Annotated in this window: 11 protein-coding genes and 1 pseudogene; 7 read left to right on the top strand and 5 right to left on the bottom strand. The window is 53.0% G+C overall.

From position 1 onward, the window contains the following. Positions 1–186: 186 nt before the first annotated feature. Positions 187–314 (top strand): annotated as a pseudogene (locus VB741_RS02625) (IS4 family transposase); the annotation flags it as partial. Positions 315–329: 15 nt separating this feature from the next. Here the strand turns inward: VB741_RS02625 and VB741_RS02620 are convergent. Both VB741_RS02620 and crtL read right to left on the bottom strand, forming a co-directional pair. Then, positions 330–815, bottom strand: a complete 486-nt coding sequence (locus tag VB741_RS02620; RefSeq protein ID WP_323363587.1) for a response regulator — start codon at positions 813–815, stop codon at positions 330–332. Between the two features lie 261 nt (positions 816–1,076). Then, entirely contained in the window at positions 1,077–2,321 is a 1,245-nt protein-coding gene (crtL, locus tag VB741_RS02615) for a lycopene beta cyclase (RefSeq protein ID WP_323363586.1), read from the bottom strand. 286 nt (positions 2,322–2,607) lie between these two features. On the opposite strand from crtL, the gene VB741_RS02610 reads away from it, so the two are divergent. Continuing rightward, positions 2,608–3,927: a glycerate kinase type-2 family protein gene (locus VB741_RS02610; RefSeq protein ID WP_323363585.1), complete on the top strand. Its 1,320-nt coding sequence runs from the start codon at positions 2,608–2,610 to the stop codon at positions 3,925–3,927. Positions 3,928–3,976: 49 nt separating this feature from the next. Here the strand turns inward: VB741_RS02610 and VB741_RS02605 are convergent, their stop codons facing one another. Beyond that, positions 3,977–4,405: an ArsR/SmtB family transcription factor gene (locus VB741_RS02605; protein WP_323363584.1), complete on the bottom strand. Its 429-nt coding sequence runs from the start codon at positions 4,403–4,405 to the stop codon at positions 3,977–3,979. A gap of 171 nt (positions 4,406–4,576) precedes the next feature. On the opposite strand from VB741_RS02605, the gene trxA reads away from it, so the two are divergent. The 5 genes from trxA to VB741_RS02580 all read left to right on the top strand — a co-directional run bounded on the left by trxA (position 4,577) and on the right by VB741_RS02580 (position 9,296). Beyond that, the gene (gene trxA / locus VB741_RS02600) at positions 4,577–4,912 is read left to right on the top strand and encodes a thioredoxin (protein ID WP_323363583.1); all 336 of its coding nucleotides are present in this window, start codon (positions 4,577–4,579) and stop codon (positions 4,910–4,912) included. A 155-nt stretch (positions 4,913–5,067) separates the two neighbouring features. Further along, positions 5,068–5,373, top strand: coding sequence for a DUF4342 domain-containing protein (locus tag VB741_RS02595; RefSeq protein WP_323363582.1), 306 nt, complete (start codon positions 5,068–5,070; stop codon positions 5,371–5,373). Positions 5,374–5,542: 169 nt separating this feature from the next. Then, positions 5,543–6,583 (top strand): hypothetical protein, encoded by a 1,041-nt coding sequence (locus VB741_RS02590; RefSeq protein WP_323363581.1) that lies wholly within the window; start codon positions 5,543–5,545, stop codon positions 6,581–6,583. Positions 6,584–6,727: 144 nt separating this feature from the next. Further along, entirely contained in the window at positions 6,728–7,351 is a 624-nt protein-coding gene (locus VB741_RS02585) for a Crp/Fnr family transcriptional regulator (RefSeq protein WP_323363580.1), read from the top strand. Positions 7,352–7,556: 205 nt separating this feature from the next. Further along, on the top strand, positions 7,557–9,296 hold the full coding sequence (locus VB741_RS02580) for an ATP-binding protein (protein WP_323363579.1): 1,740 nt from the start codon (positions 7,557–7,559) through the stop codon (positions 9,294–9,296). Here the strand turns inward: VB741_RS02580 and hpsE are convergent. Together hpsE and mfd are read right to left on the bottom strand one after the other, a co-directional pair. Further along, positions 9,293–10,276 (bottom strand): hormogonium polysaccharide biosynthesis glycosyltransferase HpsE, encoded by a 984-nt coding sequence (gene hpsE / locus VB741_RS02575; RefSeq protein ID WP_323363578.1) that lies wholly within the window; start codon positions 10,274–10,276, stop codon positions 9,293–9,295. The two genes, VB741_RS02580 and hpsE, sit on opposite strands and share 4 nt — an antisense overlap. A gap of 203 nt (positions 10,277–10,479) precedes the next feature. Continuing rightward, positions 10,480–13,989 (bottom strand): transcription-repair coupling factor, encoded by a 3,510-nt coding sequence (mfd, locus tag VB741_RS02570; protein WP_323363577.1) that lies wholly within the window; start codon positions 13,987–13,989, stop codon positions 10,480–10,482. Between the last annotated feature and the right edge of the window lie 3 nt (positions 13,990–13,992).

Below are 13,992 nucleotides of genomic sequence, written 5' to 3'. Positions count from 1 at the left end.
ATGGTTATAGATGGCCTATCCACTGAATCTACCCGATCTGTCCTGCATCGCAGTGCAGCGATCCTGGTTATTGAGTGTGGTGAGTTGCAGCAGGCCGAAAAATTGATCGCTGTGGCTTTAGCGGGTTTGTCACCCCCGAATATTGAGGTAGAGCGGAAGGACTTGTTGATTCAGGTTAATCTGCATCGGTGGATATATGCCATGGAGATATGGACTGCGTGGGCTTTCAAATTGATCGCGCTCAAACCCCATAAACGGCTCTATTTTCAACGGGGTTTTTTCGCTCTATATCCCTTATGCAACAGGCTATGTAGATACGTTGTCACCCTTTAAGAGAAATTAATGTCCAAAGCTTGGGCGTTCAAAGCTTGGGCTGAGTTTTCAACGTATTGCAATTTTAAATAGTGGCCAATGCATTCGAATATGGAGTCGGGTTGAATCGGTTTGGTAATAATGTCATCGAAGCCCACGGCATGGGCATGATGGCTAAAAATTGGCATCGTTTGGGCGGTGATGGCAATAATCGTGGTGGGTGGTTGACGGGCAATGCGTTCTGTCGCTCGAATCAGCCGGGTGGCTTCGCGGCCTCCCATGCCAGGCATGAGCAAATCCATCAATATGAGTTGAGGCTGCCATTCTTGCCAGAGGATAAACGCGTCGGAGCCGTTAGTGGTTTGGTTGACGATAAATCCACTCCGCTCCAGTAATCGCACCAACAGGGTGCGATTGACGGGGTGGTCATCTACTACGAGGATGCGACATTCGGTTTGGTCAGCAGCCAAATAGGGAAAAGGCTTGGGCAGTCTTTTGCTCACGAGATGATTGGGTAACTGTTTAAACTAATGTTCAAATCAAACTAAGTTCAAACCTTTAACCCTGAATATTTACCAATAAGGCTTGATATATCCCCTAGAGTGCCCTAAAAAGCAGGCGACTGTAGTTCCTTTTCTAGGAAACCTTATGGAAAATCTATGTAGAGGTAACAATAGCTTGAATTTTTAGTAAATTTTCTGTTACAGCTTGACTAGTCAGATAGTTACCTCACTGTCTAGTCAGGCTGGGTTAGATGCAATGGGTTAGGGGGTGCCGATGAGGGATTTGAGTAACAGCTGTCCGTCGGTACCCACCCCACCCATGAGCCCCCCTCGGACCGGATTAGTGGTTTGGCTAAACATGGTGACCATGGCCATAACTAGTTCAAACGGGGTGAGGGTGTCGGCTAAAAAACCTGACCATTTTGTCTGGGGTAGTCGGAAGAAGCTATCAAAAAATTGACAGAGTTCTTTATGGCTGAAGCGCATGAGGGTTTCTAGCCCAAACTGGTAGATGTGGTGCTTGCGCAGACGCTCTGTGGTCCATAGGGTATGCCAACCGGCTGCGGCCACAGCAGTCCCTACTTTTCCTTGACCCAGGGCCGTGGCAATGGCATCCGCTACCTCCGGTGCCCGCCGCAGCATTGCCCCCACCATATATCCCGTCGCTGGGTGTACCATACTGGCTGAACCGCCAAACCCCAGCACCCGCTGGTTCAGGTCCGGCAGTGGCTGATTCATGGGAAACAGACAATGTTCTGTATGATGCACCTCCCTCACCTCCACACCATCGGCCTTCAGGCGCTGCTGTAGCCGTTCTTGCAGGGTGTCGTAGGCCATCGCTGGAGCCAGGGCTAGGGAGGTTTCTTCCACAAAAAACACATCCTCCCCCAGGTCCATGGCATATAGAAATGTGGGTGGTCCCCCAAGCTGCTTCGATGTCAGGTGTTCGGCCCGATAGTCCATCAACGAACACTGACCCGGTGCCACTGGTGGTTTGGAAAACTTGCCGACGATGCCATAGGCCACCTGGTAGGCCACGGGGGCATGGGTGGCTGGAGGGCGTTGTACTAAGGCTGCATGATGACCGGTGGTATCAATAATCAGCTTGGCCTGGAGTTCCTCACCGGCTGCGGTGGTGACCCAGCTATGGTCCTCGCCATGGGTCACCGCTGCGGCTTTACCCCGATGCCAGGTCATGGACTGTAGCTGATCGAGAAAGTGCTGCTGTAGTTTGTGCTTATCGAACAAGCCATAGTCGCGGCGGTGATGGGTGGAGGGAGTGGCGGCGGCCTGACCAAAATAGCTCACCGTATTTTGCCAGCGGTGGCCCAGTAAATGGCTTAATCCCAGGTCTGCTAGTTCATCACACCAAACGCCATAGGTATTGGGCCAGGGAGTATCTGGCGCAGTGGGGGCCAGACCTTGCAGGGATAAGCCATGGTGAGCTAAGGCCGAGGCCATGATCAGGGCGGCAGGGCCTGCCCCGATGATTAGTATGTCAAACACTGCTTTGGTTCTCTCCTGTCGATTGATCCCTACACTTATTATTAACTGTGATGGAATTTGTGGTCGGGCTGGGACTTGAAATACTCCGACGACAAATTCGGAACATTTTGCCCAGGTCGGTCAATCGATGCTCTCAGATGGGATCGATTCTGAGGCCATCTGTAGCTATCGGCTGAAGGCTTGCAGTCGATGGCGCCGCTCTTGTTGCTATTTATAGCTTTCAGCGATCTCCTGTGGTGTGCACTATCGGCGCAAAGCTATACATTGATTACTGAGAATTCATTAGATGATGTCTTCATCCTCCGCCCTACCTGCCATGCCCCCGATGCCATCCACCGACCTACTCAAACAACTCTTTGATGCCGCTGTGGCAGCTGCCATGCCCCAGGCGCAAGTGACCCGTGTGCTTGAGCCTTATTTTGCAAACAAGCCCACGGGTCGGGTGGTGGTGGTGGGGATCGGCAAGTCGGCGGCGGCCATGGCCAAGGCGGTGGAAGATGCCTGGACCAAAGCGGGGTATTCAGAGCCCATGGAAGGTTTGGTGATTACCCGCTATGGCCATGGCGTGCCCACAAAATCGATTGAGGTGATCGAGGCGGGGCATCCGGTGCCGGATGAAAACGGCATGGCGGGTGCACAACGGATTTTGCAGCGGGTGCAGCCTTTAACTGCTGCTGACCTGGTGATTTGTTTGATTTCGGGGGGGGGATCTGCCCTGTTTACCCTGCCGCCGGAGGGCATTAGTTTGGCAAATTTGGCGGACATTAACCGTCAGCTGTTGGCCTCTGGGGCCGACATTGTGGCCATGAATACGGTGCGTAAGGCTTTGTCATGCTCCTCTGGGGGCCGCCTCTCGGCCATGGCCTATCCGGCCCAGGTGGTGTCGCTGATTATTTCGGATGTGGCGGGGGATAGTCTTAGGTCCATTGCCTCTGGACCGACGGTGGGGGACCAGGCCACCGCTGCGGATGCCCTGGAGATCATAGATCGCTATCACATGATCATTCCTGAACACGTTCGGGCCTATTTACACCGTAATCCCAACCCGGTAATTGCTCCTGGGGATGAGCGCCTGGGCACCACCACCAATCATCTGATTGCCACCCCCCAGCAGTCCTTAGAGGCAGCGGCAAAGGTTGCGATCGCACATGGCTACACCCCCCTCATCCTCAGCGACGCCATCGAAGGCGAAGCCCGCGATGTGGCCTTAGTTCACGGGGCCATTGCCCGCCAAGCCAAACGCCACCACCAGCCCGTTGCTCCCCCCTGCGTCATCCTCTCCGGCGGTGAAACAACGGTTACCGTCCAACAAAACTTTGTGGGCAAGGGGGGGCGCAATAGCGAGTTTTTACTCGCCCTCGCCCATTACCTCAACGGCGAAGCAGGCATTGCCGCCATTGCCTGCGACACCGACGGCATCGACGGCAGCGAAGACAATGCCGGAGTCCTGATCACCCCAGAACTATGGCAGCAGGGAGAGCGGGCCCAACATTATCTCAAAACCCATGACAGCTACAGCTTTTTCGCATCCATTGGGGCTTTAGTTGTCACGGGGCCGACGTTGACCAATGTGAATGACTTTCGGGCAATTTTGATCGAAGGGTAAAAGAGGGAGAAAGGGGGTTTGGGTGCCTGGATAACGGGTATTTTCTTGGCTAGAAATGTCCTTCTTCCTGCCCCTTTACCCCTGCCTCTCTGGCTCTGTCTTCTTGCTCCTCACAAATCTGCACATCTCCCGCTGCCACGGTTCCGTCTTCTTGCTCCTCACAAATCTCCACATCCCCCACTGCCGCCAACACCGCCGCCAATACTCCCGGAAACTTAGCCTCCAGTTCATCGGCCCGCAGGGAATTCAGATGCTGGGTACCCATTTTTTCCGTGTGGATGATCCCGGCTTCCCGCAGAATTTTGAAATGGTGGGACAGGGTGGATTTGGCAATTTCGTCGCCGCCACAGCTACGACAGGCTTGCTCACCCTTTTGGGCGATGGTTTTGACAATTTTTAGCCTGACCGGATCGCCTAGGGCGTAGAGCAATTCTGCCAATGTTATTTGATTGGTATCTGGATGGGAAAGGGGTCGCATAACTGCATTATGACATGGGAGCCAGGGGAACAGATTGGGTTTAGGAGGGGTTTACCTCCCTAACTAGTTCGGCTTTATGGAACTATAATTAGGGCCATGGATTAAAACGCAGGAGCCTTGCTAGGGCTACTGTATTACTGGTTTGTTGGTTTTCAAGGAGATCTTAAATAAATGACTGAAAATGTATTAGTGAACGAAGTGTCTGATGCCAGCTTTCAGACCGATGTCCTCGATAGCGACGTGCCAGTGCTAGTAGATTTTTGGGCTCCCTGGTGTGGTCCTTGTCGCATGGTGGCTCCCGTGGTGGATGAGGTGGCCACTAAGTTTGAGGGGCGGGTCAAGGTGCTGAAGCTGAATGTGGATAATCATCCCACCAGTGCCAGTGACTATGGTGTACGCAGTATTCCCACCCTGCTGATCTTTAAAGCTGGGAAGGTGGCCGATACGTTGGTTGGTGCCGTACCTGTTAGCACCTTGTCAAGCACCCTTGAAAAATATTTGGACTAGTGCCCCGCCAATGACACCAAATTAAAAAGAAAGCTTAGGATTACGGCCTGTTCCTAGATATACCCGGTATCAAAGGGACAGGTTCGTCATTAACGCTCTGTTTTTGACGAGCCGATCAAAAACACCGTTTGCTAAACGTTAGGTTTCATACAACTATGAGCTATTCTGATTCTCCCAACTCAACGCCGCCTGATTCTGATCCTACTCCAGAAACCACTACAGAAGAATTTGCGGTGAATAGTGACAATCTAGTGAGCAAGGTGCAAGAGCTAATTAATGAGAGTAATGTCCGTCGGATTTTGATTAAAAATCCTGAAGGTCGGGTGCTGTTTGAAGTGCCCCTCACCGCTGGTTTGGCGGGTGGGGCTATTGGTCTGGCACTGTTTCCACCGCTGGTTGCGATCGCATCCATTGCCATGCTCTTTGCCCGCTTTACCCTGGTTGTTGAGCGCCGGGCCTAGGCTAGGTGGACCTTGGAACTGAGCTAATCCCATAGACGATCTACCTAATTGCCTAGCTCTAGTCCCTAGGCAATTAGGCTAAAGCTGCTTGAGGGCCATCATTTGAGTCCCATGGTTAGATAGATTAATGATCTTGAGATAGACAGTTCCCTCGGGCGATATTTAAGCCATGCCGATATTGAATAGATGGAATCGGGGATTTTGGTTAATTTTCCTGCTATTGGCATCCGCCGGATTCTTCATCCACTATAGTTTTTGGCAAACTCCTGCGGAGGACTTGCAGGGCCACGATATGTACTATATCTGGCTAGAGGGTAAGCGTATCCTGGCTGGAGAAAATCCCTATGGCAGAATTTTGGCTGGTAATCTGCGGGAGAATGATAAATACGCCACCTATTTTCCCCTGGCCTACTGGTTATCGGCCCTGGTACAAAAACTCGGATTTTTAGAATATCGCCACTGGCTATATTTTTGGCGACCCCTATCCTTTGTCTTTCACATGGGTATTGTGGGGCTGACGTTGCAATACTTTCACCGGCGAGGGTTATTGATCCTAGGCACTGCCGCTGCTGTTGTTCTTTTGTTGGGTCGCTGGAGTATCTACATTGTTCGTGTACACCACCTAGAATTTGCGGCTATCTTTTTTCTGGTTTACTCCTTGGTGCTGTTAAAAGAGAAAACTAGACTGGCCCTCTTGATGTTTAGTTTTTCCCTAGGGATTAAACAAATTGCCATATTTGCCCTACCGCTATACCTAATTTGGCTGTGGAAGCATCGCACTGGAGACTTTAAAGGCCTAAAGGAACTGGGGATCGGCACCCTGATTATTTTCTCCGTGCCCCTGGTCACATCCCTGCCTTTCTTAATCTGGAATGCAGAGGGCTTCTTTAAGTCGGTCTTGTTTTCCGCTACGCGCCTAGGAGATAGCCACATCAGCGGGGCACCCTCCATTGATGTGATGTTTTCCCAAGACTATCCCTGGCTGATTGGCCTCAGGGCTAAACTGTTGATGCTATTCCTGATGGGATTATTTTACCTCAGCTTCTTAACAGAACAAATCGGCATATTTTTAGCCACTGCCATGACCATGATGGCCTTTCTGTACTTTAATTCAGTCCTATTTTTGCAGTATTTTGTCTGGCCCCTATGTTTGATTCCCTTTGCCTTAGTGGAAAGTAGAAAAAGTGAAAGTAGAAAAAATGAAACCTGATAGGGGATTAAAACCTGTATGAGTAACTGTATGGCAATTTTAAGTCAATGCTCAGCCTAATTGATGCTGGCCTTAGGTGACCATTGGGGGAGGGCTTAGATTAGGGTCTTAATTTATTAGGCATCGTAGTCTACATGTCTTTCAATGGAATCGTTGGACAATTACATTCAAGCTCTCAACCACTTGTTGCAGCAGGAGCTAATCGATACTAAGCCCATATTATTGTCTCTTCAGCCAGGAGAGATTATCTTTCATGCGGATGAAGCTGCCCAGCATATCTTTGGGGTACAAACGGGCAAGATTCAGCTGGTGCGCTACCTTGAAACCGGTCACATCAGTCACCAATATGGGGTGGAAAATGGCATGTGGTTTGGCGAAGATGCTTTGTTTAATGCGGTATATCAGAATTCTGCGATCGCAACCCAACCCTCCAAAATCATCGCGATTCCCCAACACACCTTCCTCACCTTGCTCCGGCACGACCCAGAAATTTCCCTCATCTTCGTAGGTCAGCTAGCCGAACAACTCTACACCGCCAAAACCATCATGACGCTGCGCTGTATCCGCTCAGCCTACGCCCGTGTCCTAGCCTATTTAAATGCCCTCAAACCATCTGGCAAAAGCACCTTTGTGCTCAACTGCTCTGTGAAAGAGATAGCCGAACAAATTTGCCTGACACCGGAAGTCGTTTCACGCGCCCTAAGAAAATTACAAGACGACGGCATCATTCAGCGCCACCAGCGTAAAGTTTCATTTTTGAAACAATAAAAAAAATGATGATATGGCTGAAAGCTGGAAAGCGATAGCGATGGGCAACGCAGTCGGTTGCAGGCTTTCAGCCGCTGGCTAGACCTTTGGCATACGGCGCGATGCAAAGTTTCCGCCTAAACTTGATTTGAATCATGGATTCTCAGAAAATACTCATCTAAGATTCAGGTGAACCTAATCAAAAAAGTTAGTTCTGAGAAATGTCATGATTTCAATGAATGAGTCTCAGATTCAGGTTGCCTGTATTCCCAGCCATCAGATTCAGTCTCGGTGGCTATCGGCCATGACCTCACTGGACTACAGAGTTGGCCACCTACAAGCCTATTTAGCAGAACTGGTCTCTGGTCTCCGCCATGGTTTGGGAGCCAGTCAGGTGATGCTGGGCCAAGATGCGGTGGACGGCTATCGCTTTACCGTCAGCCCAGACCTCCATTCAGAATCCCCTCAAGATACTGAATGTTGGAGCAGCCTAGCCCACAATATTGTAAACCAAAAAATTCCGGCGATCGGCACCCACCCCCTCCAGGCCAGTCTTGTCGTGGCCTATTGTGGGGTGCCATTGAGCAGTCCCCATGGTAACTGTAGTGGCATTCTCCTGGCCCTCAGACCAGCCATTGAGCCCTTTCAGCTCGAACAGCAGCAGGTTTTGACCCTGATGGCCACCCAGGCGGCCATGGCCATTGAAATTGAATTACAGCGCTGCTCCTCTACCCTGAAGCCACCTTCAGCAACGGATACAACCAGTGATCCGCTGTCGCTCTTACAGGGTAATTTGCTGTCCATCAATCAGCAGTTAACCCGAAAATTAGATCACTATCGGGCAGAGCTGCAGCAGGTGTCGGCCCAGTTACAGCTGGAAAGAATGGCCCATTCTTCCCTAGAACAGCGCTTTCGCAAAATTTTTGAAGGGTCTAACGATGCCATCTTTGTGATCGACCCGGCCCAGGATCGGATTCTGGAAGCCAATCTCCGCGCCACTCAGTTGCTAAACTATTCGCGGCAGGAATTGCTCAACTCCATCAAAATTTCCCAGATCCACCCTGACGAAATGCCAAAACTGATGGCATTTACCCAATCTGTTTTTCGCCAAGGCCAGGGCTGGACCGATGAGTTGACCTGTTTAACCAAACATAAACATCAGCTGTCTGCCGAGATTTCGGCCGCTCCCCTGGAGTTTGAAGGGCAGCAATGCATGATTACCATGGTGCGGGACATTAGCACTAGGAAATGCCTAGAGGCCGAACGGCAGCAAGCCGAAGCGAACGCTACAAAAGCCCTCGCTCACCTGGCCGAGGTGGGTGAGCTCGCATCCATGATTGTCCACGAGATTCGCAATCCGCTGACCACGATCCTGATGGGGCTAACGAGCTTTCAAAAGCTAAAGCTGGATAGCCGTTTCCAATCTCGACTGGACATTGCCTTAGAAGAAGCTGAGCGACTCAAGCGTTTGCTCAACGAAATCCTGCTCCTCTCCAAGCCGCAAACCCTCGACCGGAAACCGATCGAACTCAACCAGTGGAGTACGGACCTGCTCGCCTCCCTCCAGTCCCATCCTGCCGTGACCGATCGGGTGATCAGGTTCAATGCCAACCCCATTTCAACCATCGTAGCTGCGGATTCTGACAAACTCAAACAGGTGTTTATCAACCTGATTACCAATGCTTGTGAGGCGGTCCGGGCTGGCGAGAAAATCACCTGGGACATTAGCCACTCCTCCAAGGCCGAGCATGTGACGGTACGGATTAACAATGGCGGGAATCCCATTCCGCCCTCAATCTTGGAGAAAATTACCACGCCCTTTTTTACCACCAAGTCCCATGGCAACGGTCTGGGCCTGGCCATTGTGAAACGGATTGTGCTCGCCCACAAGGGGCAGTTTACAATTGCCTCGGATGCTGTATCCGGTACCACGGTGACGATCCAGCTACCCCTGCTAATCCGTTAAGGCTGTTCTCTAAAGACCGTCATGTCCATGGGGGGCAAGAACAATCGCACCCATAATCCATGGATGGGGCTGAGAAAACTGTGTACCAATAACGTCCGTTCACAGGCGGTGACAATATCCGTCGGGTAAAGCTGTTTTGTTTTAATAATGTGGACCAGGAGTTTACGCAGATCATTCACGCCGTGCATGAGCAGCATCCAGGGACGCCGCCAGGGGTGGTAACGAACACAGCGGAGGGCATAGCGGCTCACCCCAATGCTCTGAAATAGGTGGAGCAAATAGGCGGGTCGCAGCCGGGTTTCAGGAATCACATGGGTGAGCTGCATCTGGGGATTGTGCCAAATGGGCCAGCCTCCCTGGCGAATGTAGCTGAGGGTTTCCACATCTTCTCCTTTGGCCTGGAGGCTGGTGCCACACACCCCCTTGAGGGCGGGTTCTACTGGCACACATTGCTGCCAGGCCCGACGGCGGATGACCATGCCTGCCCCGGCGGGGAGTACTCCCTGCCGCTCATATGGAAACGCCGTATCGCCCCGCTGAATAATGGCTAAACAGCTGGCAATACGTTCAAATCCTTGGGGTGGCTGGCTTTCATACTGACCGTTAATGGCACTGCCGTAGGCCCCCACCTGGGGCTGGCCTTGACCAAATTCATAGGCTTGGGCCACCCAATCCTCGGCGGGCAGGGTATCGTCATCGAGAAAGCCCACTAGCTCGCTGTTGGCAACCTGCATGGCGCAGCGTCGAGCATAGGCCAATCCTTGACGGGGTTCAAAGATATATCGGAGGGAACTGTGGGTCGGCCACTGTTGCTGATGGGTGTGAATACATTGGGCCGTCTGGTCGCGGCTGTTGTTGTCAACGATCAGGATTTCCCAAGTTAGAGTCTGGGGGAGGCGCTGTCCCCTTAACCTGTCTAGTAATATCGGTAAACGATGCTCACCGTTATAGGTACAAATAACAACCGAAAAATCAGTCACAGTAGGGGGAACAAGGGGAGGAGAATGAGCCTTTACAGAAGCCTTTATAGAATATAAAAAAGCGCCCTGAATACATCCGAGATCACCCTGAGTTAGTCAGCACCATCATATGCATCCTAGGTTAAGGCTAGACCAAGAAAAGGTCGTGATCCAGGAGTCTCACAGGAGCTTAAACATTTCTATGCGGCAGCTTTGTAAAGCGGCTAAGAGACCCGACCCCCCGCCAAAGCGGGTTCCGTTAATGCCCCGCGCATATAGCCCAACCACTCAATCAAATTCTCCAACTGCTTGTCTGGTTTCATCACCCCTAGGCCCCGCACCGTCACCTTCCCCGACGCATACACAAACCGCGACTTCAAATGTCCGGGCACCTTCTCATGCAGCAGCTTCCAAGCTGGAGCCTCCATGGGTGTTTCCAGTACCACATGCTGCTGGCCCTCCGGCTTGATCTTGGCAAAGCCCAAGGGCTTGGCAATCTGTTTTAGCTCCAGCATCTTCACCAGCTGCTCCACCGCCGGGGGAATTGGCCCAAATCGGTCGTTTAAATCGGTCACAATTTGCATCAGTTCCCGCTTCGTGTCGGCGGCCACCAGGGCACGGTAAACGCCCATTTTCTGATCGGTGTCATCAATGTAGTTGTTGGGAATGAAGGCCGTCAGCTTCAGATCGACCTGGGTCTCATCCACCTGGGGAATCTCCTGACCCCGAATCTCTGCGATGGATTCCTGCAGCATATCCATATACAGGTCAAAGCCAATCACCTCCATTTGGCCCGACTGCTGTACCCCCAACAGGTTGCCAATGCCGCGAATCTCCATATCCCGCATGGCCAGCTGATAGCCGGAACCCAGCTGGGTAAATTCCTGAATCGCCCGCAGCCGCTTGCGGGCCTTGTCCGACAGTTTGTCCTGGCGGGGGAAAAACAACCAGGCATGGGCCTGAATGCCGGCCCGACCCACTCGACCCCGGAGCTGATACAGCTGGGACAGGCCAAATTTTTGGGAGTCCTCGATCAAAATGGTATTGACTCGAGGAATGTCTAACCCCGATTCGATAATGGTGGTACACACCATCAGGTCCGCCTCGCCACTGCTAAAGGCCAGCATGGTTGCCTCTAGCTCGCCTTCCTGCATCTGGCCGTGGGCCACCGCTAGGCGGATGGACGGAATCATCTCTCGAATCCGGGCGGCGATCTCTTCTATGCCGTCCACTCGAGGGACAACATAGAAAACCTGTCCCCCCCGGTCTAGCTCCTGACGGATGGCGGCCCGCACCTTTTCAGGATCAAAGGGGGCCAGGTGGGTCATAATCGGGCGGCGGGATGGCGGCGGGGTAGTAATTAGGCTCATTTCCCTGACGCCGGAAAGGGACATGTACAGGGTGCGGGGGATGGGGGTGGCGCTGAGGGTGAGCACGTCCACCTCGGTTTTCATGGCTTTGATTTTCTCTTTTTGGTTCACCCCAAACCGCTGTTCTTCGTCCACCACTAGCAGACCCAGATCCTTGAATTTGACCGCTTTTCCTAACAGCTGGTGGGTGCCCACCACGACGTCCAGTTCCCCGGTGGCCAACCGCTGAAGAATGTCTTTGCGTTCACTGGCGGTGCGGAATCGGTTTAACAATCCTACCTGGATGGGGTAGGGGGCAAATCTCTCTTTGATGGTGTGGTAGTGTTGCTGGGTGAGAATGGTGGTAGGGGCTAGCATGGCCACCTGTTTCCCGGCAACCACCGCTTTGAAAATGCAGCGGATGGCCACTTCGGTTTTGCCAAAGCCCACGTCGCCACACACCAGACGGTCCATGGGGCGCAGGCTTTCCATATCCCGTTTCACATCTTGGGTGGCCTTAAGCTGGTCGGGGGTGGGTTGGTAGGGGAAGGAGTCTTCTAGTTCCTGTTGCCAGGGCATGTCTTCAGGATAGGAAAAGCCTTCTAGCTGGGAGCGCTGGGCGTAGAGTCTGAGCAGATCTACGGCAACTTTTTGGATCGCTTTTTTGGCGCGGGCCTTCGTCGTTTCCCAGGCCTTTCCGCTCATTCTATTCAGCTGGGGATTTTTCTCCGCCGATGCGCGAAATCTCGACAGGGAGGCCATTTGGTCCGCCGCTACCCGCAGGAGACCATCGGCATATTTAATCACCAGGTACTCTCGGGTCTCCATATCAATGGTGAGACTTTCTAATTTGAGAAACTGGCCGATGCCGTGGTTGCGGTGGACGACAAAGTCGTTGGGTTGTAGTTTGTTGGGATCGACTTTTTGGGATGCGGCCCGGCGGCGTTTGCGCACATAGCTGGGGGTGGCCAGGGTATGTTGGCCAAAAAACTCTCGGTCGGTGACGATGCCAATGCGAAAGGTGGGCAGGATAAATCCTTCCAGCTCGGCTAGGCCGGAATATTTGAGCCCGACGGACACATACTGGGTGTGGAGCTTTTCGATGGCGGGGTAGTCTTTGGGGTTGGGGATAAACTGGGCTGAACAGTCGTGTTCTTGCAGGAGGGCGACGGAGCGGCTGGGCTGGGCGGAGACGAGCCAGATTTTGTGTTTGCGATCGCACTCCCCCCGCACCGTCTCCGCCAACCGACCAAACTGATGGGGCACCGCCGGGACCGGACGGCTGGATAGGTTCAACCCTTCTCCATCCACGGCAATTTCCGACAGCAGCACCTGGGAAAACAGCGATAGATCCTCCAGGGCCTGATCCAAGGTGCGATGGAGCTTCGGCACCCCGTTGCCCGGCAATCGAATTTCTGCACTGGCCCCCAGGGTTTCATTCACCTCATGCCAGTAGGTTTCCACCTGGTCATACCAGCGGCTGCTATGGGCCCGGCACTGATCCAGCTCATCAATGGCAATCAGCACATCTTCCGACAAATAGTCCAATAGGGACGCAGGCTGGTCAAAAGCAATCCCCAAAAACCGCCGTAGCCCCTCCACCCGCTGACCATTTTCATAATTCTCCTGAGCCTCCGGCAGCATCAGGTCCATCAGCACCCCTTGCTCCGCCAAGGTGGCCGCAATCAAGGGACTAAAATCCGTCGTCGTCAGCAACAATGTCGAAATCTTATCCAACGACCGCTGATTCGCCGGATCAAACTCCCGCAGCCGCTCCAGCTCATCCCCAAACAGTTCCAACCGCACCGGCAGTTCCGCCGACACCGGAAACACATCAATGATGTCTCCCCGCTGGCTCCACTGGCCCTCCGTTTCCACCGTGGGTACCTTTTCATAGCCCAACGTAGCCAGGGTGCGGGACAGCTGCTTCAGGTTTAGCTCCATGCCCTGTTCCAGCTGTAGACAGTAGGGCTTAAACGCCCCCACGGGCGGCAGGTGGGGCTGCAACGCCCGCTCCGTCGCCACAATTACACTAGGCTTATCAGCATCCTTCAGCAAATCCGCCAGCACCTGCAGCTGGCCCCAGGTCATCTCCGACTCCTGGTCAAAAGGATCATAGGGGGATGCTTCCGAAGTGGGATATAGCGACACCCTGGGCCAACCCATGGCTTCTAACTGGGCCGTCCAACGCCCCGCCTCTTCCAATGTTGCCGTCACCACTAGCATGGGTCGATCCTGGGCTTGGGCCAAGGCCGATGCCACTAGGCCCTTGGGTAAACGCGGCACCCCACTTAGCACCAGCCGCTGCTGCTGATCCAGCTTGGTGAGCAGTTCTTGAGTTAGAGCGGTCTTACTGAGGGCACGGACAACGGACGAAAGAGCCATGAA

The organism is Leptothoe sp. PORK10 BA2, assembly GCF_034932105.1.
In the GTDB taxonomy this organism is placed as follows: Bacteria; Cyanobacteriota; Cyanobacteriia; order Phormidesmidales; family Phormidesmidaceae; genus Leptothoe.
This window is presented reverse-complemented; position numbering and strand designations above follow the sequence as displayed.